General features: G+C 66.0%; 26 protein-coding genes. 13 read left to right on the top strand and 13 right to left on the bottom strand.

Features of this window, described 5'->3' with window-relative positions:
- Positions 1–2 precede the first annotated feature (2 nt).
- From flgC to AB4Z32_RS15430, 11 genes are all read left to right on the top strand, one after another.
- Positions 3–407: a flagellar basal body rod protein FlgC gene (gene flgC, locus AB4Z32_RS15480; RefSeq protein WP_442122744.1), complete on the top strand. Its 405-nt coding sequence runs from the start codon at positions 3–5 to the stop codon at positions 405–407.
- Positions 407–1,075 carry a flagellar hook capping FlgD N-terminal domain-containing protein gene (locus tag AB4Z32_RS15475; RefSeq protein WP_442122743.1) on the top strand — a complete coding sequence of 223 codons (669 nt, stop codon included), beginning with the start codon at positions 407–409 and terminating at the stop codon, positions 1,073–1,075. Before flgC ends, AB4Z32_RS15475 begins: the two co-directional genes overlap by 1 nt.
- Before the next feature lie 16 nt (positions 1,076–1,091).
- Positions 1,092–2,273: a flagellar hook protein FlgE gene (locus AB4Z32_RS15470; RefSeq protein WP_442122742.1), complete on the top strand. Its 1,182-nt coding sequence runs from the start codon at positions 1,092–1,094 to the stop codon at positions 2,271–2,273.
- Positions 2,273–2,998 carry a flagellar basal body rod protein FlgF gene (locus AB4Z32_RS15465; protein ID WP_442122741.1) on the top strand — a complete coding sequence of 242 codons (726 nt, stop codon included), beginning with the start codon at positions 2,273–2,275 and terminating at the stop codon, positions 2,996–2,998. The genes AB4Z32_RS15470 and AB4Z32_RS15465 overlap by 1 nt, the downstream gene beginning before the upstream one ends.
- Before the next feature lie 69 nt (positions 2,999–3,067).
- Positions 3,068–3,853, top strand: a complete 786-nt coding sequence (flgG, locus tag AB4Z32_RS15460; protein WP_442122740.1) for a flagellar basal-body rod protein FlgG — start codon at positions 3,068–3,070, stop codon at positions 3,851–3,853.
- 12 nt (positions 3,854–3,865) lie between these two features.
- On the top strand, positions 3,866–4,528 hold the full coding sequence (gene flgH, locus AB4Z32_RS15455) for a flagellar basal body L-ring protein FlgH (RefSeq protein WP_442122739.1): 663 nt from the start codon (positions 3,866–3,868) through the stop codon (positions 4,526–4,528).
- 64 nt (positions 4,529–4,592) lie between these two features.
- Positions 4,593–5,732: a flagellar basal body P-ring protein FlgI gene (locus AB4Z32_RS15450; protein ID WP_442122738.1), complete on the top strand. Its 1,140-nt coding sequence runs from the start codon at positions 4,593–4,595 to the stop codon at positions 5,730–5,732.
- Positions 5,732–6,094, top strand: coding sequence for a rod-binding protein (locus tag AB4Z32_RS15445; RefSeq protein ID WP_442122737.1), 363 nt, complete (start codon positions 5,732–5,734; stop codon positions 6,092–6,094). Before AB4Z32_RS15450 ends, AB4Z32_RS15445 begins: the two co-directional genes overlap by 1 nt.
- Before the next feature lie 76 nt (positions 6,095–6,170).
- Positions 6,171–7,541 carry a flagellar hook-associated protein FlgK gene (gene flgK / locus AB4Z32_RS15440; protein ID WP_442122736.1) on the top strand — a complete coding sequence of 457 codons (1,371 nt, stop codon included), beginning with the start codon at positions 6,171–6,173 and terminating at the stop codon, positions 7,539–7,541.
- A gap of 16 nt (positions 7,542–7,557) precedes the next feature.
- Positions 7,558–8,469, top strand: coding sequence for a flagellar hook-associated protein FlgL (flgL, locus tag AB4Z32_RS15435; protein WP_442122735.1), 912 nt, complete (start codon positions 7,558–7,560; stop codon positions 8,467–8,469).
- Between the two features lie 6 nt (positions 8,470–8,475).
- A complete protein-coding gene (locus AB4Z32_RS15430) occupies positions 8,476–9,513 on the top strand; it encodes a hypothetical protein (protein WP_442122734.1) in 1,038 nt (345 codons plus the stop codon).
- 142 nt (positions 9,514–9,655) lie between these two features.
- On the opposite strand, the gene AB4Z32_RS15425 is transcribed toward AB4Z32_RS15430, so the two are convergent.
- Genes AB4Z32_RS15425 through AB4Z32_RS15405 form a run of 5 tightly spaced genes read right to left on the bottom strand, consistent with a single transcriptional unit; the run spans position 9,656 to position 14,449 of the window.
- Positions 9,656–10,420 carry a hypothetical protein gene (locus AB4Z32_RS15425; protein ID WP_442122733.1) on the bottom strand — a complete coding sequence of 255 codons (765 nt, stop codon included), beginning with the start codon at positions 10,418–10,420 and terminating at the stop codon, positions 9,656–9,658.
- Between the two features lie 3 nt (positions 10,421–10,423).
- Positions 10,424–10,987, bottom strand: coding sequence for a DUF2059 domain-containing protein (locus tag AB4Z32_RS15420; protein WP_442122732.1), 564 nt, complete (start codon positions 10,985–10,987; stop codon positions 10,424–10,426).
- A 49-nt stretch (positions 10,988–11,036) separates the two neighbouring features.
- Positions 11,037–12,644, bottom strand: coding sequence for an OmpP1/FadL family transporter (locus AB4Z32_RS15415; protein WP_442122731.1), 1,608 nt, complete (start codon positions 12,642–12,644; stop codon positions 11,037–11,039).
- On the bottom strand, positions 12,641–13,663 hold the full coding sequence (locus AB4Z32_RS15410) for a transporter (protein WP_442122730.1): 1,023 nt from the start codon (positions 13,661–13,663) through the stop codon (positions 12,641–12,643). Before AB4Z32_RS15410 ends, AB4Z32_RS15415 begins: the two co-directional genes overlap by 4 nt.
- 24 nt (positions 13,664–13,687) lie before the next feature.
- Positions 13,688–14,449 carry a C39 family peptidase gene (locus AB4Z32_RS15405; RefSeq protein WP_442122729.1) on the bottom strand — a complete coding sequence of 254 codons (762 nt, stop codon included), beginning with the start codon at positions 14,447–14,449 and terminating at the stop codon, positions 13,688–13,690.
- Between the two features lie 167 nt (positions 14,450–14,616).
- Here AB4Z32_RS15405 and AB4Z32_RS15400 point away from each other — a divergent pair, with 167 nt between their 5' ends.
- Both AB4Z32_RS15400 and AB4Z32_RS15395 read left to right on the top strand, forming a co-directional pair.
- Positions 14,617–15,477: a helix-turn-helix domain-containing protein gene (locus AB4Z32_RS15400; protein ID WP_442122728.1), complete on the top strand. Its 861-nt coding sequence runs from the start codon at positions 14,617–14,619 to the stop codon at positions 15,475–15,477.
- Between the two features lie 151 nt (positions 15,478–15,628).
- On the top strand, positions 15,629–16,696 hold the full coding sequence (locus AB4Z32_RS15395) for an AraC family transcriptional regulator (RefSeq protein WP_442122727.1): 1,068 nt from the start codon (positions 15,629–15,631) through the stop codon (positions 16,694–16,696).
- On the opposite strand, the gene AB4Z32_RS15390 is transcribed toward AB4Z32_RS15395, so the two are convergent.
- The 8 genes from AB4Z32_RS15390 to rbfA all read right to left on the bottom strand — a co-directional run bounded on the left by AB4Z32_RS15390 (position 16,641) and on the right by rbfA (position 23,657).
- The gene (locus AB4Z32_RS15390; RefSeq protein ID WP_442122726.1) at positions 16,641–17,105 is read right to left on the bottom strand and encodes a hypothetical protein; all 465 of its coding nucleotides are present in this window, start codon (positions 17,103–17,105) and stop codon (positions 16,641–16,643) included. The genes AB4Z32_RS15395 and AB4Z32_RS15390 overlap by 56 nt on opposite strands.
- Positions 17,102–17,950 (bottom strand): hypothetical protein, encoded by an 849-nt coding sequence (locus AB4Z32_RS15385; RefSeq protein WP_442122725.1) that lies wholly within the window; start codon positions 17,948–17,950, stop codon positions 17,102–17,104. The genes AB4Z32_RS15390 and AB4Z32_RS15385 overlap by 4 nt, the downstream gene beginning before the upstream one ends.
- The gene (locus tag AB4Z32_RS15380; protein WP_442122724.1) at positions 17,950–18,726 is read right to left on the bottom strand and encodes a hypothetical protein; all 777 of its coding nucleotides are present in this window, start codon (positions 18,724–18,726) and stop codon (positions 17,950–17,952) included. Before AB4Z32_RS15380 ends, AB4Z32_RS15385 begins: the two co-directional genes overlap by 1 nt.
- Positions 18,727–18,804: 78 nt before the next feature.
- Positions 18,805–19,311 (bottom strand): DUF6160 family protein, encoded by a 507-nt coding sequence (locus tag AB4Z32_RS15375; protein WP_442122723.1) that lies wholly within the window; start codon positions 19,309–19,311, stop codon positions 18,805–18,807.
- A gap of 235 nt (positions 19,312–19,546) precedes the next feature.
- Positions 19,547–21,382 carry a translational GTPase TypA gene (gene typA / locus AB4Z32_RS15370; protein ID WP_442122722.1) on the bottom strand — a complete coding sequence of 612 codons (1,836 nt, stop codon included), beginning with the start codon at positions 21,380–21,382 and terminating at the stop codon, positions 19,547–19,549.
- Positions 21,383–21,619: 237 nt separating this feature from the next.
- Positions 21,620–22,180 (bottom strand): hypothetical protein, encoded by a 561-nt coding sequence (locus AB4Z32_RS15365; RefSeq protein WP_442122721.1) that lies wholly within the window; start codon positions 22,178–22,180, stop codon positions 21,620–21,622.
- A gap of 128 nt (positions 22,181–22,308) precedes the next feature.
- Complete coding sequence (truB, locus tag AB4Z32_RS15360; protein WP_442122720.1) at positions 22,309–23,232, bottom strand: tRNA pseudouridine(55) synthase TruB; 924 nt, start codon at positions 23,230–23,232, stop codon at positions 22,309–22,311.
- Positions 23,229–23,657 (bottom strand): 30S ribosome-binding factor RbfA, encoded by a 429-nt coding sequence (rbfA, locus tag AB4Z32_RS15355; protein ID WP_442122719.1) that lies wholly within the window; start codon positions 23,655–23,657, stop codon positions 23,229–23,231. Before rbfA ends, truB begins: the two co-directional genes overlap by 4 nt.
- Positions 23,658–23,682: the final 25 nt, after the last annotated feature.

The raw sequence follows: 23,682 nt of genomic DNA, 5'->3' as shown, positions 1-23,682 counted from the left end.
GCATGGGCTTTAAAGATATCTCCCAGATCGCCGGTTCGGCGATGGCGGCGCAGTCGGTGCGCCTGAACACGATCGCCAGCAACCTGGCCAACGCCGACGTGTCGGCCGGCTCGGAGGCCGAAGCTTACCGCGCGCGCAAGCCGGTGTTCGCCGCCGCGATGGACAGTGCCGCCGGCGGCGGCGTGCGCGTGCTGGACGTGGTGCAGAGCGCCGAGCCGCTGCGCCGCGTGCACGAGCCGGACAATCCGAAGGCCGATGCCGAAGGCATGGTCTATTACACCAACGTCAACGAAGTGGCCGAGATGGCCGACATGATGTCGGCCTCGCGCGCATTCGAGACCAATGTCGAAGTACTGGGCCGCATCAAGTCGATGCAGCAGTCGCTGCTGAAGCTGGGAGAAAGCTGATGGTCGCCACCACCTCCACCACCAACAGCCAGTTCAACGGCACCGGCGCCCAGGGCTCGGCCAAGGTCGCGGCCCAGGCGGGCACCAGCGAGAACCGCGACATGTTCACCAAGCTGCTGGTGGCGCAGATCCGGAACCAGGATCCGCTGTCGCCGCAGGATCCGACCGCCTACGTCAACCAGCTGTCGCAGCTGTCCCAGACCGAGGCGCTGCAGAACCTGTCGCAGATGACCACCGCCAACGCCAGCATCCTGCAGAGCATGCAAACCCTGGCGATGGGCAGCCAGGTCGGCTCGGAAGTCACGGTCGCGACCAATACCGTCAAGCTGGACGGCAGCAAGGTCAACGGCAGCATCCAGCTGAACGGCGCCAGCAGCGCCACCACGCTGGTGCTGACCGGCCTCGATGGCCAGCAGCACACGATCGAACTGGGCGCCCATGGTTCGGGCGCGCAGTCGTTCACGATCGACCCGGATGCACTTGGCCTGCCGCCGGGTACCTATGCGATCCAGGCCAAGCCTTCGGACGGCACCTCCCCGCAGATCGAAGTCGCCGCACGCCTGAACAGCGTGCGCGTCGCGAACGGCGGCGTGGTGCTGCAGGTGGCGAACATCGGCGAGGTCGATCCCTCGTCCATCACCGGTTTCAACGGTAAAACCGCATCTTAAAGAACAAGGAATCGACATGAGTTTCGACATCGCCCTGTCCGGCATCCAGGCCATCAACCAGTCGCTGGAAACCACTTCGAACAACATCGCCAACGCCGCCACCTACGGCTTCAAGAGCAGCCGCGCGAACTTCGCCTCGGTCTATGCCGGCACGTCCGCCAACGGCGTGCAGGTCGGCTCGCTGACCCAGACCATCGGCCAGAACGGCAGCACCCAGACCACCGGCCGCGCCCTCGACGCCGCCATCGACGGCCGCGGCTTCTTCGTCAGCCGCGACCCGCAGGGCGGCCTGACCTATACCCGCGTCGGCATCTTCTCGACCGACACCAAGGGCTATCTGATCGACAGCAACGGCAAGAAGGTCCAGGGCTACGGTCCGGCCAACGGCGGCGCGCTGGGCATCATGGGCGACCTCCTGGTGCCGACCGGCCAGATCCCGGCGGTGGCGACCACCAAGGTCAACTTCGTCGGCAATCTGTCGTCCGACTGGAAGCCGATCGCCGGCACTCCGAGCCCGGGCGATTCGACCACCTACAACATGGTCAAGCAGTCGGTCGCTTACGACTCGCTGGGCGCCCAGCACACCGTTTCGTCCTACTTCGTCAAGACCGGCGACAATACCGTCGACGTCTACTACGCCGTCGATTCGGCCGGCACCCCGACCAAGGGCGCGACGCTGACCTTCGACAACCAGGGCGCGCTGGCAAGCGGCGGCACCAGCACCGTCGCCATCCCGGCGACCGGCGGCGCAGCCGCAAGCTCCATCGCCTTCGACTACACCGGCACCACCCGCTTCGCCGGCGAAGCCACCACCACCACCAACCGCAGCGACGGCTACGCTTCGGGCGCCTTCGTCGGCGTCGAGCTGTCGAAGGACGGCTCGCTGGTCGCCAAGTACAGCAACGACCAGTCGCAGGTGGTCGGCACCGTCGCCATCGCGACCTTCCCCAACGAAGGCGGCCTGCAGGCGATCAGCGACACCAGCTGGACCGCCAACGCCGATTCCGGCGCCGCCCTGTACAGCGTGCCGGGCGTGGGCCTGTCGGGCAAGCTGAACACCGGCGCGCTGGAAGGCTCGAACGTCGACATCACCTCCGAACTGGTCGGCCTGATGACCTCCCAACGCAACTATCAGGCCAACTCGAAGGTGCTGACCACCGAGAGCCAGATGATGCAGGCCCTGATGCAGGCCCTGTAATGGACAAGCTGATCTTCACCGCCGTCTCCGGCGCCGAACGCCTGCTGCGCTCGCAGCAGGTCCACGCCAACAACCTGGCGAACATGGATACCTCCGGTTTCCGCGCCAGCATGGAAACGGCAGGGAACACGGAGCTGGCCGGCTTCGGCTACGACGACCGCCACCTGTCGACCATGCGGGCCGACGCCGTCCTGACCCGCGCCGGCAGCGTGCGCGAAACCGGCCGTCCGCTGGATGTCGCGATCGGCGGCCAGGGCTACCTCGCCGTGCAGTTCGGCGACGGCGAAGCCTATACCCGCTCGGGCGAGATCGAGATCGACGCCGAGGGCGCGCTGTCGGTGCACGGCCGTCCGCTGCTCGGCGAAGGCGGTCCGATCACCCTGCCCCCGCACACCGCGGTGGAGATCGGCCTAGATGGCACGATCTCGGTGCTGACCGAAGGCGCGACCCAGATGCAGGTGGTCGACAAGCTCAAGCTCGTGAATGCCGAAGGCACCGAACTGACCAAGAACGAGGCCGGCCTGATCGTCACCCGCGACGGCGCCAACCTGGCGGCCGACCCGGCGGTCAAGGTCAAGCCGCGCGCCCTCGAGGGCAGCAATGTCTCGGCGGTCGAGGAAATGGTCGCGACCATGAGCCTGAACCGCAGCTTCGAAATCCAGATGCGCCTGTTCAAGGCCAGCGACAGCATGAATGAAGCGGGCAACCGTCTCATCGGCGCCTAATCGTAATCAGATGGGGTCAGAGCCCACCCGAGAGAACCGGGCTCTGACCCCATGAACAAGGAGTAGTCCATGAATCCAGCAATGTGGATCAGCAAGACCGGCGTGCAGGCCCAGGACGCAAAACTGCAAGCCATCGCCAACAACCTGGCCAACGTGAACACCGTCGGCTTCAAGCGCGACCGCGTGGTGTTCGAAGACCTGTTCTACCAGGTCGACAAGCAGCCGGGCGCCCAGACCGCCGACAACACCGTCTCCAACGGCGTCCAGCTCGGCAACGGTACCCACATCGTCGGCACCCAGAAGGTCTTCACCAACGGCAGCATCCAGACCACCGGCCAGTCGCTCGACGTGGCGATCTCCGGTAACGGCTTCCTGCAAGTGCGCCGTCCGGACGGCCAGCCGGCCTATACCCGCGCCGGCCAGCTGGCGGTCGATGCGAACGGCGTGCTGGTCAACGCGCAAGGCCTGCCGCTGGTGCCGCAGATCACGGTGCCGAACAACGCCACCGGCATCACCATCGGCGAGAACGGCATGGTCAGCGCGACCGTCCCGGGCAATATCGCGCCGACCGAACTGGGCCAGCTGACCCTGACCACCTTCGTCAACCCGGCCGGCCTGCAGGCCCTGGGCGAGAACCTGTTCCAGGAAACCGCCGCCAGCGGCACCCCGAACGAAGGCCGGGCCGGCGACGGCGCCTTCGGCAAGATCAAGCAGGGCGCGCTGGAAGGCTCGAACGTGCAGGTGGTCGAGGAGATGGTCGACATGATCGCCGCCCAGCGCACCTACGAGATGAACACCAAGGTGCTGTCGGCCGCCGACAACATGCTGCAGTACCTGGCTTCCGCTTCCCGCTAATACGCTCATCACATGATCCGTCTGACCACCGCGGCAGTAGCCGCATTGCTGCTCGCGGGCTGCGCTTCGAGCGTCCCCCTGAACAACCCGAAGCCGGTCGACGACGCGCTGGCCCTGCCGAAGGCGTCGGCGGCCCGCGCCGGCATCTCCGGCGGCGTGTTCTCGTCCGACACCGTGTCGCTGACCTCCGATGCGCGCGCCTTCCGCGTCGGCGACGTCGTCACCGTGCTGCTGCAGGAAACCACCCAGGCCAGCAAGAAGGCCGGTACCAGCTTCTCGAAGGGGTCGAGCGCCACCGTGAACCCGATCACCCTGCTCGGCAAGCCCCTGGGCCGCACCGGCGTCGGCGCCAGCGCCGACCGCAGCTTCCAGGGCGATTCCACCAGCACCCAGCAGAACGCGCTGTCCGGCGCCGTCACCGTGATCGTGCAGGAAGTGCTGCCGAACGGCCTGCTGCGCGTGGCCGGCGAGAAGCGCCTGCAACTGAACCAGGGCGAGGAATTCCTGCGCGTGGCCGGCTACCTGCGCGCCGCCGACATCGACAACGACAACCAGGTGTCCTCGCTGCGCGTGGCGAATGCCCGCATCGCCTACTCCGGCCAGGGCACGCTGGCCGAAGCCAACACGCCCGGCTGGCTGACCCGGTTCTTCACCGGTCCGCTGATGCCGTTCTGAGCGCTACCCAAGGCAAAACATGATTCGAATTTCTTCCACTGGTTCGGTTTTCCGTATCATTTCGATGGCACTGGCCGCGGCCCTGGCCCTGCCCGCCCTGGCGGCGCCGGCCGCGTCGGCCGCCCGTCCGGCAAGCGCGGCGGCTACCGCCATGCCGCAGAGCCGCGTGCAGCCGCTGCGCAACCTGGCCAGCGTCGAAGGCGTGCGCGACAACCCGCTGGTCGGCTACGGCCTGGTGGTCGGCCTGAACGGCAGCGGCGACTCGACCCAGGTGAAGTATTCGAGCCAGTCGGTGGTCAACATGCTCAAGCAGTTTGGCGTCAAGCTGCCGAACGGCGAAGAAGCGAAGAACAAGAATGTCGCCGCGGTGATGGTGTCGGCCGTGTTCCCGCCGGGTTACCGCCGCGGCCAGGCGATCGACGTCACCGTGTCCTCGCTGGGCGACGCCAAGAGCCTGCGCGGCGGCACCCTGCTGCTCACCCAGCTGCGCGCGGCCGACAATGAAGTCTACGCCCTGGCCCAGGGCAACCTGGTGGTCGGCGGCCTGTCGGCATCCGGCAAGAGCGGCTCCTCGGTGACGGTGAATACACCGACCGGCGGCCGGATCCCGAACGGCGCCCAGATCGAGCGCGAGATCCCGACCGATTTCGCGACCCGCCAGCAGGTGGTGCTGCGCCTGCGCCATCCGAACTTCGACACCGCCACCAACGTCGTCGAGGCCATCAACCGCCGCTTCGGCCAAGTCGCCACCACCGCCGACGGCACCAGCGTCGAAGTGGTCGCGCCGGTCAATCCGACCGAGCGGGTCGCTTTTGTGGCCAAGCTGGAAAACATGCCGGTCGAAGCCGGCCTCGAAGTGCCGAAGGTCGTGTTCAACTCGCGCACCGGCACCGTGGTGATCTCCGACGGCCTGCGCGTGAAATCGGCGGCCGTCACCCACGGCGCGCTGAAGGTCGTGATCTCGGAAAGCTCGGCGGTCAGCCAGCCTGGCCCCTTCTCGAAGGGCCAGACCCAGGTCACGCCGCAATCCAAGGTCTCCGTCGACCAGGGCTCGGGCCAGATGTTCCACTGGCCGGCCGGCGCCAAGCTGCAGACCATCATCGACGTGGTCAACAGCCTGGGCGCGTCGCCGGACGACATCATGGCGATCCTGCAGGCGCTGGACCAGGCCGGCGCCATCGAAGGCGAACTGGTGGTGATCTGATGCTCGATAAACTCGACCCGCTGAACGCACAGGCGCAAGCCGCCGACAAGGACACTGGCACGGTGGCGCCGGCCGCCGACCTGCCCGCCCCCGCCTCGGCGGACCGCGAATACGTGAAGAAGGCCACCAAGGCCGCCGTCGAATTCGAGAGCTTCTTCATCTCGCACATGCTGCAGCAGATGCGCGAAAGCCAGCGCACCCTGGCGCCCGAGGACAGCCCGATGAAGGATCCGGTCAACAGCGACATGCTGGACATGGCCGACAAGCTGCTGGCCGGCCACATGGCGAACCAGCGCGCCTTCGGCGTGGCGGATGCGATTCTGCGGCAATTGTTGCCGCAAGGACTTAATAAATCCAAGTAAACGGTCGCCCTTGATGATTGACCGCTTACTGATCGCTTGCTGATCGCTTGCTGATCCCGAATAAGAAAGACACGCAATGAGCATCCTGAATAACGCACTGTCCGGCGCGCTGGCATCGCAACTGGCCCTGTCCTCGAGCAGCCAGAACATCGCCAACCTGCAGACCAAGGGCTACACCCGCCAGGCAGCCCTGCTGAGCGCGGTCGGCCCCGCGGCCGGCTCGACCCAGGCCGGCAACGGTGTGATCGTCAGCTCGCTGATGCGTTTTTCGGACAACTACAAGACCCAGCAGCTGTGGCGCGCCGGGTCCGACCTGGGCGAGCGTTCACAGACCCAGCCTTACCTGACCCAGCTCGAAACCGTGATGGGCAACGACGACGCCAGCCTGTCGGGCGGCATCGACAAATTCTTCGCGGCCCTAAACGCGGTGGCCGGCGTCGATCCGACCTCGACCCCGCTGCGCCAGCAGGTGGTGACCGCGGCCGGCCTGCTGTCGCAGCGCTTCAACAGCCTGAACAACGTCTACAACTCGCAGCTGCAGTCGCTGCGCCAGCAGCGCAGCGCGATCGTCGACTCGGCCAACACCTCGATCGCCGCGATCGCCTCGCTGAACTCCCGCATCGCCAACGCCAATGCCACCGGCAGCAATGCCTCCTCGCTGATCGACCAGCGCGACCAGGCGATCGACAGCCTGGCCAGCCAGATGGCGCTCGAAGTCAGCGACCAGCCGGACGGCACCCGCAACGTCTCGCTGAAAAGCGGCCAGTCGCTGGTGCTGGGCAGCGTCGCCGGCAAGCTGACCGTCACCGGCAGCGCCGACCAGAGCTTCAGCCTGAGCTTCGCCGGCACCACCTTCGGCCTCGACGTGACCCGCGCCGGCGGCCAGCTGGGCGGCCTGTCCGCCTACGAGAAAGACGTGCTGCTGCCGCTGCAGAACAACGTGGCCGAGATGGCCCAGCAGCTGGCCGACAAGGTCAACAACCAGCTCGCGCTCGGCAAGACCATGGACGGCAACCCCGGCAAGCCGCTGTTCGTCTACACCCCGGGCAGCACTTCGAACATGCTGCAGGTGGCGAGCGGCTTCCAGACTGCCGACCTGGCCTTCTCCAGCGACGGCACGCCCGGCGACACCGGCAACCTGCAGAAGCTGGTCGCCATCAAGAGCCAGTCGATCTCGCTCACCGGCCTGGGCTCGGTGCTGCTCAGCGACGCGGACACCCAGCTGGTCGGCAAGCTGGCGGTCGACAGCCAGCAGAACAAGGGCGCGCTCGACACCTACCAGTCCATGCGCGGCCAGGCCGAGGCGGACTGGCAGTCGACCAGCGGCGTGAACCAGGACGAGGAAGCGGTGAATCTCGTCGAATACCAGAAAATGTACCAGGCCAATATGAAGGTGATGTCGGTCGCGAACGCACTGTTCGACGCCACCCTGGCGATGATGGGTTGAGAGTAGGGAGAGAACCATGCGTATCGCGACCAGCCAATACCAGGCGATGATGAATGCATCGCTGCAGAAGAACCAGGCCCGCATCACCGAGCTGACCCAGCAGATGGCCAACGGCAACCGCATCCAGGTGCCGTCGGACGACCCGGTCGGCAGCGTGCGCATCTCGCGCCTGAAACGCGAGGAAGCTTCCATCGCCCAGTACCGCGACAACATCGTCGCGGTGCAGCAGCGCCTGTCGAAGAACGAGGTCTACCTGGGCAATATGACCGGCGACATGAACTCCGGCCGCGACCTGCTGGTGTGGGCCTCGGACGGCAGCAATGCCCCGGCCGACCTGAACGCGATGGTGACCTCGCTGAGCGCCCTGCGCGACAGCCTGACGTACACCGCCAATTCGATCGACCAGGAAGGCCGCTACCTGTTCTCCGGCACCGCCACCAACGTCGCGCCGATCGCTTTCGACGCCAGCGCGCCGCTGGGCTCGCGCTACAGCTTCGCCGGCAACGTCAACGACCAGACCGTGGTGGTCGGCAACGGCATCACCCAGGTCGCGAACCAGAACGTGAGCGGCCTGGAAAAGCTGCTCAACCAGCTCGACCAGACCATCTCCACCCTGTCGGCGCCGGGCGTGAACCCGAGCGATCCGGCCGTGCGCACCGTCCTCTCGAACAACCTGGACGGCTTCGACGCCGCCATGAATCTCTTTTCCGGCAAGGTCGCGGTACTCGGCGGCCAGCAGAACATCCTCAAGACGATCGACGCCAACCACGCGAACGTCAGCCTGTCGAACCAGACGGCGCTGCTCGACCTCAGCCAGCTCGACGTCGGTACGGCGGCGATCGATCTGAACGGCTATTCGACGGCACTCCAGGCAAGCTACAAGGCATACAGCAAGATCGGTAATCTCTCCCTGTTCGCAGCGCTCTGATCCGCAATGGAAACCACATTACGTACAACGACCGCCGGCGGCACCGGCAGCCCCCTTGACACCCGCGCGCGCGTCTCGGCGCCCGTGGTGCGGTCACGCGCCGCCACGAACACGGGCGAAACCGGCGCTACCGACAAGCAGGTGGCCGGCAGCGCCGCCGCTCCGCTGCGCATCAATGCCACCAGCGCCGTCGGCGCGCTGCAGGACCAGGTCGCCCGCGCCCAGCAGGCGCTCGACTATCTCGACCAGGTCCAGGGCCAGCTCGAAGCCGTGAAGGGCGCGCTGAGCACCAAGCTGGCCGGCGCCCGCAGCGCCGCCCGCCAGCAGAACGACAGCCAGCTGGGCGCCCAGGTGCGCCAGCTTGCCGCGACCCTCGCCGCGCGCCAGAAGAACGCCGGCGGCGGCATCGACAGCAACCTGAATTTCACCGGCAACCCGGCCACCCAGCGCTTCCGCATCCGCGGCCTGGATCTCGCCTCGCTGCGCAGCGCCGGTCCGCAGAGCCTGGCCTTCTCGGTCGGCGGCAACGGCGGTCCGCAACTGTCGGTGAGCATCGGCCCCGACCAGACCGACGACGAGATCGCGGCCGCGATCGACCGCGCGATGTCGCCGATGGGCGTGCGCGCCGGTCTCGATGGCCAGGGCGGGCTGGTGTTTTCGACGCCGGAATCGAACTGGCCGGCGGTCAAGGACAGCATCGCGATCAGTGGCCGCGGCCGCGTGGCCACCGATGAAGTCTCGCCCGCGCTCGCCCCGCAGCAGTGGCCCGCGGACAGCACCGGCGACGCCCTGCGTTCCAGCCTGCGCGAAGTGGTGCAGGCGCTCGAACGCGTACGCCGTTCGCGCGACGCCGCCAGCAACGCGCTGTCGGCCGCCACCGTCGAAATGACCCAGGCGACCACCCCGCCGCCGGAAGCCCAGGACGCGGCCCAGCAGTTCGCCAGCACCGCCACGAAGCCCGACTACGAGTCGCTGCTGTCGCTGACCTCGGCGCTGGTGGGCGTCAGCCGCGAACGCGTGCTGGCGCTGCTCGGCTTGCGCTGAGCCAACCGATAAAACAAGGTCGCCCGCACTAAAATTACGTCGTCCCCGCGAAGGCGGGGATCCAAGTTCTGCATGCGCTGCGTTAACGCTCGCAAACTTGGGTCCCCGCCTGCGCGGGGACGACGTTTTGAAGCCAACGATTTCAGTGCGGCTTCACACTGATCGTCGTCCCCCGCAAATCGATATCGCGAATTTCCACGCTGCCGAAGCTCGGCCCCGGCGCACTCCCCACGCGGATATTGCGGAAGCTGATCTCGCCGATGGTGCTGGGCATGCGCAGCGTGATCGAACCGTCCTTGTTGATCACTGCGTGCGAATTCGCGGCGTCATAGCTCACGTCGCGCACCGTGGTGTCGGCCGACAGCAGCATCGCCAGCGGATTGAAGACCTGGGCCAGCTCGCCCAGCACACGCACGCCGCCGTCCGGCAGCGCGCTCACCGGGTTGCGGGCCGCATTCACGCCGGCCTGGCCGGTCAGGGCGGCCAGGCGCAGCTCCAGCTGGCGGGCCTGGTCGCGCAGGGCGGCGTCGTCCCCGCCTTTGTTCCATCCTTGGGCCATGATCTCGCCCAGCTCCTCGTCCGACAATTCGCGCAGCGAGCGCTCGCCGGCCGCGCGGGTCGACACCGCCGCGGCCGGCGCCGCCGTCACCGCGGCATAGGCGTGCAAGGGCCCCAGCAGGGCCGCCGCCAGCGCCGCCGCCATCCGAAGGTTGCGCTGGCGCCGGATCGCACCGCGTACCTGGGCTTCGGTGATCAGCTTCATGTCGGCCAGGATCTCGCCCAGCCTGCGGCCGCTGCGGCCCTGCTCGCGGATCGCCGCATCCAGCTGGGCTTCCGAAATCAGCTTCTTGCCCAGCAGGATCTGACCCAGCTGGGATTTCTCGCGCTTCTGCGTCATCCAGTCCATCGCTTACTGCCCCACCGCGGTGCGCAGGCGCAGGCCGACGCGGTTCTGCAGCTCCGTCATCTTCGGCTGGATCTGAGCGGCGTTGGCCTTGGCCACGTTCTCGCCGACGGTCCGCTTCATCTCCGGCACCAGGCTCTCGAACTTGGCCAGCAGCGGCGACTCGAGGATGTCGGCCAGCTGCTTGAGTTCCTCGGTGCTGAACTTCTGCGCCAGCAGCGGCGCCACGCTCGACTGCACCACGGCCTGGGTGCTCGCGCGCAGCGGCGGCGCTTCCTGCTCGATGAATTTATTGGCCTCGTCGGTCACCTCCTTCATCGCCGCTTCCTGCTTCTCGGCCGGCACCCGGCTGGTGACCACCACGCGCGACTGGCGGACCATCTCGGCCACCGGGGCCTGCAGCATCTGCATGCCGACGGAATCGAGCGCCATCTTGGCCAGTACGCGCTTCACCGGCGCCTGCTTCTCGGCCGGCACGCCCGCCGCGTTCTGGGCGCAGGCGCTCCCCGCCAGGGCCAGGGCCAGGCCCGCGGCCACACCTATTACAGACATCGATCGGGACATGTTCATCTCATCACTCCAAATGTAAGTTCAGAACGGCCGCGTATACGACGCGCGGCTAAAACGGGCGCGTATAAGACGCGCCAAAATAGCGCACAATCAGGCTCCCCGACACCGAGGTCGCCGCATACGGGTTATAGATCAGGTTGAAGAAATTGTCGCAGTTCAGGTTGCAGTCGCTGCGCGCCGGGATGTCGTAGCTGCCCTTGATGTAGCTGCCGGTGAGGTTCACCTCGGCGCCGCTGTCGAATTTGTAGCGCAGGCCCAGGCTCTTCAATTTGGTGTCCGGCAGCGGCGCCAGGAGGCTCATCTGGTTGCCCGGGATCGAACTCTTGCGCGGCTCGTAACCGGCCCGCAGCGACAGCTTCCTGGTCAGGTTGATCTGGGTGCCGAAGCTGAAGTTGACCACGCTCCTGAAGCCCATCTTGAAGGTGGCCTGGCGCGAGTTCGCATAGCCGAACAGGCGCGCCATCTCGAGCAGCTTGACGCTCTGGTCGAACTCGAAGGTCAGCTGGTTCCACTTGTTCCAGTCGGCATAGCTGACGTCCGCGTTCAGCTGCACGTAGTCGGTCGCCATCAGCTTGATGCCGGCCTGCACCCGCCACGGGAAGGGAATCTTCGCCGTCATGTTGCCGCTCTGGTACTCGGGGATGGAGGACGGCATGCCGGTGACGGCACCGACGATCGGCCCCAGCAGGCTCGAATTCAGGCCGCGCACGAAGCCGCGCAGCATCGGGTCGGAGTGCACCATGTACTGGCCGCGAAAGGTGGTGGTGCTGCCGCCCTGGTAGACCAGGCCCAGCGCGAACCACTTCTTCGGCTCCCACAGGATGCCGACATTGACGGTCGGATCGAAGGAGGCGTGCAGGTCGAAGTCGATGTTGGCCGCGCGCTTGAACGGGTCGACCATGGCTTCCGGACCGCCGCCGCACAGGCCGAAGGTCAGGGTGTCGATGACCGTGCCGTTGCCGTTCGGGCACAGGGCCCGTTGCAGCTGGCCGACCGTGCCGAGCAGCTTGTTCGGCGCACGGAAGTCGGTGTTGATCGCGAAGATGGAATAGGCGATCGGCACCGAAAGGCCAACCCGCAGCGTGTCCGAGATCTTGTAGGCGGCGGTCGGCGACAGGTAGTTCAGACGCTCCAGCTGGACCAGGCGGCCGTCGAAGCGCGCCGGGTCGTTCGGGTCCTTGGTGCGGTCCACGCTCATCGCCTGCGACAGGTAGACCAGGGTGCCGAAGGTCCAGTTCGAGCCGGGCGCGTTGTACGAGAAACCCAGCCCCGGCACCGCCACCGCCGGCAGGCGCGCCTTCGGTATGCCGATGAAGGGAATCCCGATGGCTTGCCGCACCGGTCCGCTCGAGGTGCCGTTGATCGGGTCGTCCTTGAAGCCGCCGATGTCGATGTCGGGCGCGGTCACGAATTTGTTCGGATTGCGGATCGAAGCGACGAACAGGGTGTCGATGTGCTGGCTGCCGGTCAGGCGCGCCAGGCCCGCGGGGTTGAAGTGGATCGATTCGATCCCCGGCGGGTCGGCCGTCACCGCATTCCCCATCGCCATCGCGGTCGGGCTGGTGGCCAGGTTGTCGGTGACGCCGGCCCGCGCCGCCGGCAGCGCGACGGCCAGCGTGGCCGAGGCCACGGCGGCGGCAAGCAGGCGGGTCTTCATTTCAGCAGCAGCGGCACGCTCATGGTCAGCGACAGGTTCGGCGCCGCCGCGGTCAGGCCGGCGCCGACGGTGACGTTGACGGTGGTCTTGGGCGTGAAGCGGTAGCCCAGGCCGATCGACAGGATGCCGGCGCTCTGGGTCTGGGTCTGGGCCTTGGTGCGGGTCCCGGCATCGTTTTCGAAGGTCAGCGTGGAGCGTGCCGAGATCGATTCCTGGAACGAGAACGAGGTCGTGATCTTGTACGACAGCGCATACGCGAAGCCGAGACCGAAGCCGAAGCTGGCGCCCGGCTGCACTTCGCGCAGCGTGGCGCCGGTCAGCTGCTGGTGCAGGTGCTTGGCCTTCAGGCCGTAGCCGACGTTGACGGAGCCGAACAGCGCCACCGGGTCGACGATGCGGGTCACGTTGGCGCCGAGGCTGAAGGTGTTGACGCCGGAGCCGGTCGCCAGGCCCTTTTCGCTGTCGACCTTGAAGGGACTCTCGCCGGTGGCCAGGCGCACGCCGCCGGTGATGGTGAAGGTCGGCTCGTCGCGCTTGACCTCGAGCGGCTGCCAGCGCACGTTCAGGCCCAGGTCGCCGATCGTGTGCGAGACGCCCGAGTAGCCGGTATTGTCGGCGTAGCGGCTGATGAAGGGCATGATGACGTTGGCGGTCAGGTTGTTGCGCACGCCGTAGTCGAGCATCAGGGTGTTGGTGACCGTGTGCGAATTGCTGTTCTCGATCGAGAACAGGGTCGCGAGCCCGGAGCTCAGGTCGGTGTTGATCTTCTCCTGGCCGATGTAGGCGTAATTCAGTTCGTAGTTCAGCTGGACCTGGCCCTTGCGGATCAGCGAATACTGCTTGTCGACGGCGGTCAGCGTCTCCTTCAGCAAGGTGGTGTTGTCGGCGTCGCCGTCCTTCTTGGCGAGGGCGTCGCGCACCGCATCCGAGGTCGCGGGCGCCGACGACTGCTGGGCAAAGGCCGGCGCTTGGACGAGCAGGCCGCAAACGGCCAGCGCCAGCAGGGAACGAATCTTCATGGTGGTCCTTGTGGTGGTCTGTTTCTATTGTTTCCGGATCGAGACGCCGCCGAAGCCGTTCAGCAGGCGCTCCATCTGCAGCTGGTTGTCGATCGGGCGCAGCAGGCCGCGGTCGCGCACGCGGTCCATGTCGGCCACGCCCAGTTCGTGATCGGACAGGGCCAGCTTCATGACCGGCGGCCTGTCCTTCGGCGGATAGGCCAGGAACAGGGTGTTGCGGTCCCACAGGGTCGCGAATTCGTCGACCGGGAAGGTGATGTTGCCCATCGCCGGATCGGCCAGGAACACCAGGCCGCCGCGCACGCCGCGCAGCACCACGAAGTGCTTGAAGCCGGCGTAGTCGATCGGCACGATGCCCGGCTGGTCGAGGGTCAGGAGGTCGGCCATCTCGGCGCGGAAGCCCGCGCTCTGCACGTTGATCGAGGCCAGGTAGCGCTTCATGTCGAGCAGCGAAAAGCCGCGCCGCTCGATGATCTTGTCCTTCTCGCCGAAGGCCATCATGCCTTCCATCGACTGCTGTTCGCTGACGTCGATGCCGAGGTGGTACTTGAGGATGGTGACCAGGGCCGCCGAGCCGCAGCTGTAGTCGTAGGCCTGGTGGACGATGTTCTTGTACTTGAGCTCGGAGAACGGCTCGATGGCGACGTTCTGCACGCCGGCGGCCGCCACCGACATGGTGGTCGGGATGTCGAAGCGTTCGAGCGGACGGTCCTTGGCCTCATGCTTGGCCAGCACACCCGCGCCACCCAGCAACGCCGCCAGGACGCCCAGCAGGACTGCGATCATGTTTTGTCTCCCCGGACGCTTCTTGCGTTCCTTGTTGGCCTGCCGGTTGGCGTGGCGTTTTGGCCACGTTTATTGCAGTTTTTCTATATTTTGTATGCAGGCAAGCTATGCCGGTGTTATAAAACGCTGTCGATTTTGTAAAAAACCGCTCATTCGAAAACAAGGCGATGAATTCCTGGGACAGGATCAGCAGTGCGCTGGGAGAACCGGTGATCAGCGTCGAGATCGGCGGCGTGCCGCTGCGGGCGGAGCGCTACATCTTCCAGCTCGGCGGCTGCGAGGTGCCGCCGCTGGACTCGCTGGTACTGGCCTGCCACCTGGGCGGCGCGCGCGCCACCGCCGGCCGCTCCGCCTCCCGCTCCTTCGATTTCCTGGCCGGTTCCTCGACCGTGTTCCAGCCGGGCTTCGCCAGCCGCTGGTCCTTCCACGGCGCGATCGACATGGCCATGTTCCACGTGCTGGATCCCAGCCACGAACTGGTGCGCCACCTGCAGCGCCTGCTCACCGCGCGCACCAAGGCCCCGCCCTTCTCCGATCCGCTGGTGAACGCCAGCGCCCAGCAGCTGCTGGGCGAACTGGCGCGCACCAGCTCCCCCAACCGCACGGAGTACGGCTTCGTCGAGCGCCTGGCCCACATCATGATCGAGCAGACCTGCCGGGTCCTGGAGGGCAAGACCGGGCGCCACGTGCCGCCCGACGCCCTGCAGCTGGGCCGCCTGCAGGGCGTGCTGGAATGGATCGGCGACAATCTGTCGAACGAACTCTCGAATGCCGGACTGGCCGAACGGGCCGGGGTATCGGAATCGCACTTCCGCCGCATCTTCCAGGAAGCGATGGGCATGACCCCGCACCGCTACGTGCTGCGCCTGCGCCTCGAGCGGGTCCACGAGCTGCTGACCCGCACCAGTTTTTCGATTGCCCGTGTTGCGGCGCAATGCGGCTTCAACAGCCAGAGCCACATGACGTCCTGCTTCTCGGCCGCCTACGGCATCACGCCGGCGCGCGCGCGCCAGCAATCGCGAATGTGAACCGCAGGAAATGAGCGTTTTTTGAAAAAGAAACGATCATTTTCCGACGCGCCAGCATTTGGCGTGCACACATAATAAAAAACGGCAAGCGGGCGGCAGACCCGAGGCCACACAACAAGGAGACAGGCATGACCAAGGCACGAGGCCCAGCGTGAAGTATTTGTCGGCCACGGACGTGGTGCAGCGCATCAAGAGCTGCCTCTCGGCCGAAGGCGTGGACGTCGAGGGCCTGTTCGAACACGCCGGCCTCGGCTGGTTCGAGCAGGGCAGCGGCCGCGCCGCCGACCTGCTGGCGCTGTCCGACCAGTTCAGCCAGCTCTGGGAAGGCCTGGCTGCGGCCAGCGGCGATCCGCTGATCGGCTTTCGCGTCTTCGCGCCCGATCCCTTGAGCTGGCTCGGGGTGCTGGGTCATCTGATGCTGGCCTCGCCGACCCTCAAACAGGCCGCGGACAGCCTGATGCGCTACATGCCGCTGGTCTCGCCGGTGGTGCGCGCCACCATCGAGCCGAAGAGCGACCGCGTGCGCGTCGGCCTGAACCTGGTCGGCAGCGCGCGTCCGGTGCCGGTGCAGCGCTACGACTTCACCTGGAACCTGCTGTTGACGACCTTGCGCTTCGTCGGCGCCCGTCCCGGGCTGAAGCCGGTCAGCGTCGAATACGCCTATCCCTCCCCCGGCGACAGCGCCGCCGCCTACGCCGAACGCTTCGGCTGCCCGGTGCGCTTCGGCGCGCCCGCCAACGCCGTCGAATTCGCCAACACCGACATCACCGCGCCGATACCGACCGCCAATCCGCTCGCCGCCGAGGGCCTGTTCCGCCTGCTCGACGAGCGCCTGGTGCAGGCCGAGCGCAGCAGCTTCGCGGCGCGCGTGCGCGAAATGCTGCCGGCCATGATCGACCAGGGCGGCGCCCTGCGCGATGCGGTCGCGCGGCGCCTCGCGATCAGCGAACGCACCCTGCAGCGGCGCCTGGCCGACGAGGGCACCGACTTCTCCACCCTGGTCGACGAAGTGCGCCGCACCATCGCCCAGCAATACCTGGGCAGCGACCGCATCAGCGTCAAGAACCTCAGCTACAAGCTGGGCTTCTCCGACCCCAGCGCCTTCCACCGCGCCTGCCTGCGCTGGTTCGGCAAGGCGCCCGGCGAGTTCCAGCAGAAGACCGCTAGTGGGACCATAAACGCAGCTGGCCCTGCATCGTCATCTCGCCGTTCAGGCTGACCCGCCCCAGGTTGCCGCTCACCGCGCCGTGCGGGTCGGACTGCACGCTGATCGAATCGAAGCCGGTATCCGTGAAGCGGACATAGCCCGGCAGGGTCAGCGCCACATAGCTGCTGCCGTCGGCCGCCGTCTGCGGGCTGATGTTCAGGCCCACCATCGTGATCACGCCGCCGATGTTCCGGACCACCATGTAGGTTATGCGGCCGTCGACATTCTGCGCGATGGTCAGGCGGCTGTCGGCGGCGGCGGCGTCGGGCTGGCGGTTCAGGTTCAGCTGGACCGCGAAGCTGATGCCGTCGGCGCCGCTGACCTGGGCCAGTTCGCTGTCCGGCAGCGCCTTCGGTCCGGCAACCGCGGCGCCGCACAACAGCATGGCTAACATGGTGGAGGCGGATGCGGCGATCCTCATGGCCTGAACTTGATGTCGAGGTATTGCAGCTGGATCGAGCCGATGCGCGAGCTGCCCAGGTCGACGTTGGTCCCCGTATCGCTGCGGAAGCCGATATTCCCGATCTGCAGCGCGCCGGCCTGCGCGGCGGCGCCGGCGTCCGGCCAGTTGATGCCGATGTGCAGGCGCGCATTGCCGGCATCGTCGGTGCGCACGTTGAAGATGCCGGCCTGGGAATTCACGTCGGCCAGGCGCCATGGCGCCACCGGCGCCGAACCATCATCGGTGGCGGCGCCGATGCGCACGTTCGACAGCACCATCGCCTCGCCGCCCGCGTCGCGGCCGTTCGGCTGCAGCGCCAGGCTGCCGATCTCGATGCGGGTCGAGATGCCGAAGGCGAGGCCGTCGCCGGCCGCCGGCGTCGACCACTGGAAGCCGCCGCCGTAATAGATCAGGTCCTTCAGGACCACGCTGCCGCCCTTGACCACAATGCCGCCGTCGTCGACGTCGAAATCGAAAGCCGCCTGCCAGGCTTCGCGCCCCAGCAGGTTCTGCGGCATGGCGATGTTGACGATCTCCGCCCTCCCCGGCCCGCCGGGCAGGATGTCCAGGCGATAGGGGTCGGCGAAAGGCGCGTCTACATTGTCCGAACGCGAGGCCGACAGCTTGCCGATGCCGATGCTGCCGCGGCCGTCCGGCGTGGTGTAACGCAGCACCGTGTTGCCGGACACCGCGAAGTTCGACAGGTTGAAGCTCATGCCGTCGCGCCCGCCGATCTTCGACAGCGCGCTGTCCGACAGCGGTTCCAGCGCCGCGGCCAGGCCGGGCACGAACGCAAGGAAGAACAGGGAAACGGCGGCGCGCATCAGTGGCCCGGCGGGTTATTCGCCGGTACCAGGCCGGTCAGGTTCAGGGCCGTCAGCTTGTCGCGCCAGTTCAGCCAGATCCCGGCCTGGGCCTCGGTCAGGGCCGGCATGCCCGGCGCCGCCGGGAAGCTCACCGGCGTCTTCAGCACCGAGATCCAGAAGTCGCGGCTCGGCCCGGCGGCGTCGCCGGCGGTGATGCCGCCGACTTTCGACAGCGAGATGCAGCCGGTGCATTCGCCGTTCCAGCGCTTGCCGCCGCCGGCGTCGTTCAGGCTGTCGACGATGCCGGCCGCGCCGGCATCGATGCGCAGGGCGCCGGACAGGGTCGCGATCTTCATGCCGATGTCGCCGGCGATGCCGTCGAAGCCCAGGCGCATGCCGATGATCTCGCGCTGGCCGGCACTGCCGCTGTTCTGGTAAACGAATTCGAAGTAGGGATTGGTGATCTGCACCAGGCGCTGGGCGTCGCCGGCGTCGCTGCGGCCGAAGCGCAGAGCGCTGATGTCGAGGTCGGCGCCGCCGCCGTTGCGCGGGCCATAGTTGTATTCGCCCAGGCGCAGATTGGCCAGGTTGGCGTTCAGGGTAACGTCGGCATCGAGAGCGATGCGGGTGAAATCGAAACCGTTGTAGCTGGCGTTACTGACGGTGAACAGGCCCTGCCCGCTCACGGTGGACATCTCGCTGTCCGACAAGGCGCGCATCTGGGCCGACGCATTCCCCGCTGCCAGCAGGTTGAACGCGGCCAGCGCCAGCGCAACAAAGAAATATCTGCTCATGGATTATCCCGACGAGCGTTGCAAGTCAAAACGGCCCGGGGCCAAGCCCGCGGGCCGTCCGTCACCAGACCGGAGGGATTAGTGGGCCCAGATGTAGACGGTGGTGCCTTGCAGCTTCATGTTGTTGATTTCGAACTTGCCGTAGGAAGCGTCCGAGTTGCCCATCTTGATCGAATCGACGCTCATCGACAGGTTCTTGGTCGTGTCGACCAGCGGAATCGCGATCTTGACGACGTCGCCAGCCGGCTGGAAGGCGCTCAGGCCGGCGCCGCCGGACACGCCCAGGGTGGACTTCGGATTGGCAGCGCTGACTTCGGTCAGGAAGCTGGCGTTGTCGATGATGTCGATGGTGGCGGCAATCGCGCCAGTGATGTTGATGTTATTGAAGCTCACCGAACCACCGCCGGTGCCGGTATCGGTGTACTTGAATTCACCGATGTTGATATGCAGGTCGGCGGCGATCGACACACCGTCGCGGCCCGAGACCTTGGACAGGTCGCTGTCGGCGATCGGGGTCAGGGCCGATGCGTACGAAGCGATCGAGGACAGGGCGGCGACGACGGCGAGTTGTTTCAGCAGTTTCATGGTATCTCCAGTAGTTATTGTGATCGACGGGTGTCTCTTCGGCTCCGCAGCGCCTGGGAGCTTGTTTCTTAATTGGAAGTCAATTAAGTGGTAATCATGTTATTACTTCCGTTTCATTTAATGCATTTTTTGTCCTGGCTCAGGGAGCCAAATCGATGGATTCCTGAGCCAGCCGAGGGACGAAAAAAAACCCGCTGCAGGCAGCGGGTTTTTTTCGTGAAGCCTTGGCGCCGGATTACACGGCTTCGCGGCTGGCCTTCTTGCGCTCGTGCTCTTTCAGGTGACGCTTGCGCAGGCGGATGCTCTTCGGGGTGATCTCGACCAGTTCGTCGTCCTCGATGAACTCGACCGCGTATTCCAGCGACATCTGGATCGGCGGCACCAGGCGCACGGCTTCGTCGGTACCCGACGAACGCACGTTGGTCAGCTGCTTGCCCTTGATCGGGTTGACGACCAGGTCGTTGTCGCGCGAGTGGATACCGATGATCATGCCTTCGTACACCGGGGTGTTGTGCTCGACGAACATGCGGCCGCGGTCCTGCAGTTTCCAGATCGCGTAGGCGACGGCGGCGCCGTCGTCCTGCGAGATCAGCACGCCGTTGCGGCGGCCGGCGAGTTCGCCCTTGCTGTTGTCGACCGGTGCGTAAGCATCGAACACGTGGCTCATCAGGCCGGTGCCGCGGGTCAGGGTCATGAATTCGCCCTGGAAGCCGATCAGGCCACGCGCCGGGATACGGTACTCGAGGCGCACGCGGCCCTTGCCGTCCGATTCCATGTTCTGCAGGTCGCCACGGCGGCGGCCCAGTTCTTCCATGACGCCGCCCTGGTTGACTTCTTCGACGTCGACCGTCAGGTTTTCGTACGGCTCGTGGCGCACGCCATCGACCATCTTGTACACGACTCGCGGACGCGAGACCGCAAGTTCGAAGCCCTCCCTGCGCATGTTTTCCAGCAGGATGGTCAGGTGCAGCTCACCACGGCCCGACACTTCGAACACGGTATCGTCATCGGTCGGCGAGACACGCAGCGCGACGTTGGCCTTCAGTTCGCGCTCGAGACGCTCACGCAGCTGACGGCTGGTCACGAACTTGCCTTCGCGGCCGGCCAGCGGCGAGTTGTTGACCATGAAGTTCATGGTCAGGGTCGGCTCGTCGACGGTCAGCATCGGCAGCGCTTCCGGCACGTCGGCGGCGCAGACGGTCGAGCCGATGCCGATTTCTTCGATACCGTTGATCAGGCAGATGTCGCCGGCGACCGCTTCGTCGACCAGCACGCGCTCCAGGCCCTTGAAGTTCAGCACCTGGTTGATGCGGCCCTTGATCGGGGTCGAATCGGGACCGTTCAGGATCACGACGTCCTGGCCGGTCTTGACGCGGCCACGGTTCACGCGACCGATACCGATCTTGCCGACGTAGGACGAGTAGTCCAGCGAGGTGATCTGCATCTGCAGCGGACCGTCCGGGTTGTCGTCACGCACCGGCACGTATTTCAGGATCGCGTCGAACAGCGGCTTCATGTCGCCGCCGCGCACGCTTTCGTCCATGCCGGCGTAGCCGTTCAGGCCCGAGGCGTAGACGATCGGGAAGTCCAGCTGCTCGTCGGTGGCGCCCAGCTTGTCGAACAGTTCGAAGGTCTGGTTGATCGCCCAGTCGGCGCGCGCGCCCGGACGGTCGATCTTGTTGACGACCACGATCGGCTTCAGGCCCAGGGCCAGCGCCTTGCGGGTCACGAAGCGGGTCTGCGGCATCGGGCCTTCCTGGGCGTCGACCAGCAGCAGCACCGAGTCGACCATCGACAGCACGCGCTCGACCTCGCCGCCGAAGTCGGCGTGGCCCGGGGTGTCGACGATGTTGATGTGGGTGCCTTCATATTCGACTGCGCAATTCTTCGACAGAATCGTGATGCCACGTTCTTTTTCGAGATCGTTCGAGTCCATCACGCGGGTGTCGACCGCCTGGTTTTCACGGAAGGTGCCGGATTGGCGCAGCAGCTGGTCCACGAGGGTGGTCTTGCCGTGGTCAACGTGGGCAATGATTGCGATATTACGAATCGCGCGTTTGGTGTCTGACATATGCGTATTCAACAGTGAATGTTGCGTGATGGATGGAGTTTCGGCTAGAGGCGCTCGGCGGGAGCCGGTTGGCATTGCCGATTTCCAGAACCCGCTAGTATAGCATGCGGATTCCGTCTGCTGCATTGCAGCGGCGAGAAAAGCCCTGAATTTTCAACGGTTTGAGCTTAAGGCCCAAATATTGAAGGATGATGACGGGCGGTTACGGGCCAGATGTGGAGGACGCTTCGCCCGATTTCAAGAGCGGCGCAGCGCCCACATGGCGCTGGCCCAGAGGATCAGGCCGATGCCGAGAAAGCCCACCGGATCGGCCGGCCCGCCGGCGGCGAGCTGCGGATACGCCAGCGCGAACAGCACCAGCGCGGCCGCCGTCACGTAGTGCGGGGGATTGCGGAACACATAAGCCAGCGGCACGAAATGCAGGCCGATCACGGCGATCGCCATCGGCACCACCCAGGCGCCCTGCCCGATGTTGGCAAGCACATTGCCGAGCACGAGGATGAGGATCCACTGTCCGCCATTCACCAGATGAAACACGCGATCGGCCCGTTTCTGTTCCGGAGTCTTTGCGCGCGCGGCGACGGCAACGGCATGGCGGCGGTAGCACAGCCAGGCAGTGAGGGCCAGACCGATGCCCAGCAGGGCGATGCCGCCGAACACCAGCAGCCCGGCGCCGGCGCGGCAGTCCCAGACCTCGAGCAGGATGGCGCCGAACACCGAGAACAGCATGGCGCCGAAGGCACGTCCACCTGCCTCGGCGGAGAGATTGCTGACGGTCTGGGGGATCTCGGCTTGCATGCGGGCTCCGGAGGAAGGGAATATTGGCTGATGTTCAATATTCTGCTTGCATGTATTAATTACAAGCAAGCTTTTCCTTCCTCACTGTTGTTTCCCGGATTTGTCCGCAGGCTATGGCGGACAGTGACTCAAGCCTGGCGCGCCGCGATCAGGCGTTCCGGCGCCAGGATCGCGTATTCCTGCAGGATGGCCGTGCCCAGCAGCCTGCCGTCGGCGTAGACGCGCACCCTGCCCAGCTCCGGCGGCACGGTCACCGCTTCCTTGCCAAGCGCCAGGCGCTGGCCGTTCAGGAAACGCTTTTCCAGCTCGGGCGTGAGGTCGATGCGCGGGAAGGTCGACAGCAGCGCGTCGACCGGCGCCAGCAGCGACAGCGGATTCTCGTGCGCCTGCAGCTCTTCCAGCGTGACCATGTTGGCGGTGGTGAGCGCGCCGACCTGCACCCGGCGCAGCGCGCTCAGGTGGGCGCCGCAACCGAGTGCCGCGCCGATGTCCTCGCCCAGCACGCGCACATAGGTGCCCTTGCTGCATTTCACGCGAATGCTCAGGAAAGGCGCGGCGATGGCGACCAGTTCCAGTTCATGGATGGTGACCGGACGCGCCTCGCGCTCCAGCGTGACGCCTTCGCGCGCATATTCGTACAACGCCTTGCCGTCGCGTTTCAGGGCCGAGTACATCGGCGGCACCTGCAGGATGGGGCCGCGAAAGCGCGCCAGCGCGGCTTCGACCTGCTCGGTGCTGACATCGACGTCGCGGGTCTCCAGCACCTCGCCCTCGGTATCGCCGGTGGTGGTGGTGATGCCCAGGTGGACGGTGGCGAGATAGGTCTTGTCCGCTTCCAGCAGGTCCTGCGAGAACTTGGTCGCCTCGCCGAAGCACAGCGGCAGCAGGCCGGTGGCGAAGGGGTCGAGGGTGCCGGTGTGGCCGGCCTTCTTGGCGTTGACGATGCGCTTGACCTTGATCAGCGCGTCGTTCGAGGACAGGCCGACCGGCTTGTCGATCAGGAGCACCCCGTCGACCAGGTCGCGGGGCTTTTTCGGCGGTCTTGCGTTCACTCGGAATCCGAATCTTCGTCAGTGTCGGCGGGGGCCGACTCGTCGACGTAGTCGGCGGCGCGCGTCGCATTGGCCTGGTCGATCAGGGCCGACATCGCCAGGCCGCGGCTGGTCGAGGTGTCGTGCACGAAGTGCAGCTGCGGCAAGGTGTGGATGTGCAGGCGCTTGCCGAGCAGGTTGCGCAGGTAGCCGGAGGCCTTGTTCAAGCCTTCCAGGGTCTGCTTGACCTCTTCCGGGCTGTCCTTGAGCAGGGTGAACCAGACCTTGGCGTGCGCATAGTCGGGGGTCAGCTTGACTTCGCTGATGGTGACCATCCCCACGCGCGGATCCTTCAGTTCGAACGCGATGAGTTCCGACAGGTCCTTCTGGATCTGGTCGGCGACGCGCAGGCCGCGCGATGGAATGCTTTTACTGTGTTTAGGCATATTGTTGAGCTGCTTATTGTTATCC

The sequence above is a fragment of the Massilia sp. 2TAF26 genome, assembly GCF_052115005.1.
Lineage (GTDB): Bacteria > Pseudomonadota > Gammaproteobacteria > Burkholderiales > Burkholderiaceae_D > Telluria.
Note: the sequence above shows the minus strand (reverse complement) of the source record. Positions and strands in the feature narration are given on the sequence as shown.

Excerpts from the sequence above, each read along its gene's own strand:
- AB4Z32_RS15470 (WP_442122742.1), top strand. The coding sequence starts at position 1,092 with ATGAGTTTCGACATCGCCCTGTCCGGCATCCAGGCCATCAACCAGTCG.
- AB4Z32_RS15445 (WP_442122737.1), top strand. The coding sequence starts at position 5,732 with ATGCTCGATAAACTCGACCCGCTGAACGCACAGGCGCAAGCCGCCGAC.
- AB4Z32_RS15465 (WP_442122741.1), top strand. The coding sequence starts at position 2,273 with ATGGACAAGCTGATCTTCACCGCCGTCTCCGGCGCCGAACGCCTGCTG.
- AB4Z32_RS15420 (WP_442122732.1), bottom strand. The coding sequence starts at position 10,987 with ATGAACATGTCCCGATCGATGTCTGTAATAGGTGTGGCCGCGGGCCTG.
- flgK (WP_442122736.1), top strand. The coding sequence starts at position 6,171 with ATGAGCATCCTGAATAACGCACTGTCCGGCGCGCTGGCATCGCAACTG.
- AB4Z32_RS15430 (WP_442122734.1), top strand. The coding sequence starts at position 8,476 with ATGGAAACCACATTACGTACAACGACCGCCGGCGGCACCGGCAGCCCC.
- typA (WP_442122722.1), bottom strand. The coding sequence starts at position 21,382 with ATGTCAGACACCAAACGCGCGATTCGTAATATCGCAATCATTGCCCAC.
- flgL (WP_442122735.1), top strand. The coding sequence starts at position 7,558 with ATGCGTATCGCGACCAGCCAATACCAGGCGATGATGAATGCATCGCTG.
- rbfA (WP_442122719.1), bottom strand. The coding sequence starts at position 23,657 with ATGCCTAAACACAGTAAAAGCATTCCATCGCGCGGCCTGCGCGTCGCC.
- flgG (WP_442122740.1), top strand. The coding sequence starts at position 3,068 with ATGAATCCAGCAATGTGGATCAGCAAGACCGGCGTGCAGGCCCAGGAC.
- flgC (WP_442122744.1), top strand. The coding sequence starts at position 3 with ATGGGCTTTAAAGATATCTCCCAGATCGCCGGTTCGGCGATGGCGGCG.
- AB4Z32_RS15365 (WP_442122721.1), bottom strand. The coding sequence starts at position 22,180 with ATGCAAGCCGAGATCCCCCAGACCGTCAGCAATCTCTCCGCCGAGGCA.
- AB4Z32_RS15390 (WP_442122726.1), bottom strand. The coding sequence starts at position 17,105 with ATGAGGATCGCCGCATCCGCCTCCACCATGTTAGCCATGCTGTTGTGC.
- AB4Z32_RS15405 (WP_442122729.1), bottom strand. The coding sequence starts at position 14,449 with ATGATCGCAGTCCTGCTGGGCGTCCTGGCGGCGTTGCTGGGTGGCGCG.
- AB4Z32_RS15385 (WP_442122725.1), bottom strand. The coding sequence starts at position 17,950 with ATGCGCGCCGCCGTTTCCCTGTTCTTCCTTGCGTTCGTGCCCGGCCTG.
- AB4Z32_RS15425 (WP_442122733.1), bottom strand. The coding sequence starts at position 10,420 with ATGGACTGGATGACGCAGAAGCGCGAGAAATCCCAGCTGGGTCAGATC.
- AB4Z32_RS15410 (WP_442122730.1), bottom strand. The coding sequence starts at position 13,663 with ATGAAGATTCGTTCCCTGCTGGCGCTGGCCGTTTGCGGCCTGCTCGTC.
- AB4Z32_RS15415 (WP_442122731.1), bottom strand. The coding sequence starts at position 12,644 with ATGAAGACCCGCCTGCTTGCCGCCGCCGTGGCCTCGGCCACGCTGGCC.
- AB4Z32_RS15475 (WP_442122743.1), top strand. The coding sequence starts at position 407 with ATGGTCGCCACCACCTCCACCACCAACAGCCAGTTCAACGGCACCGGC.
- AB4Z32_RS15375 (WP_442122723.1), bottom strand. The coding sequence starts at position 19,311 with ATGAAACTGCTGAAACAACTCGCCGTCGTCGCCGCCCTGTCCTCGATC.
- AB4Z32_RS15400 (WP_442122728.1), top strand. The coding sequence starts at position 14,617 with ATGAATTCCTGGGACAGGATCAGCAGTGCGCTGGGAGAACCGGTGATC.
- flgH (WP_442122739.1), top strand. The coding sequence starts at position 3,866 with ATGATCCGTCTGACCACCGCGGCAGTAGCCGCATTGCTGCTCGCGGGC.
- AB4Z32_RS15450 (WP_442122738.1), top strand. The coding sequence starts at position 4,593 with ATGGCACTGGCCGCGGCCCTGGCCCTGCCCGCCCTGGCGGCGCCGGCC.
- AB4Z32_RS15380 (WP_442122724.1), bottom strand. The coding sequence starts at position 18,726 with ATGAGCAGATATTTCTTTGTTGCGCTGGCGCTGGCCGCGTTCAACCTG.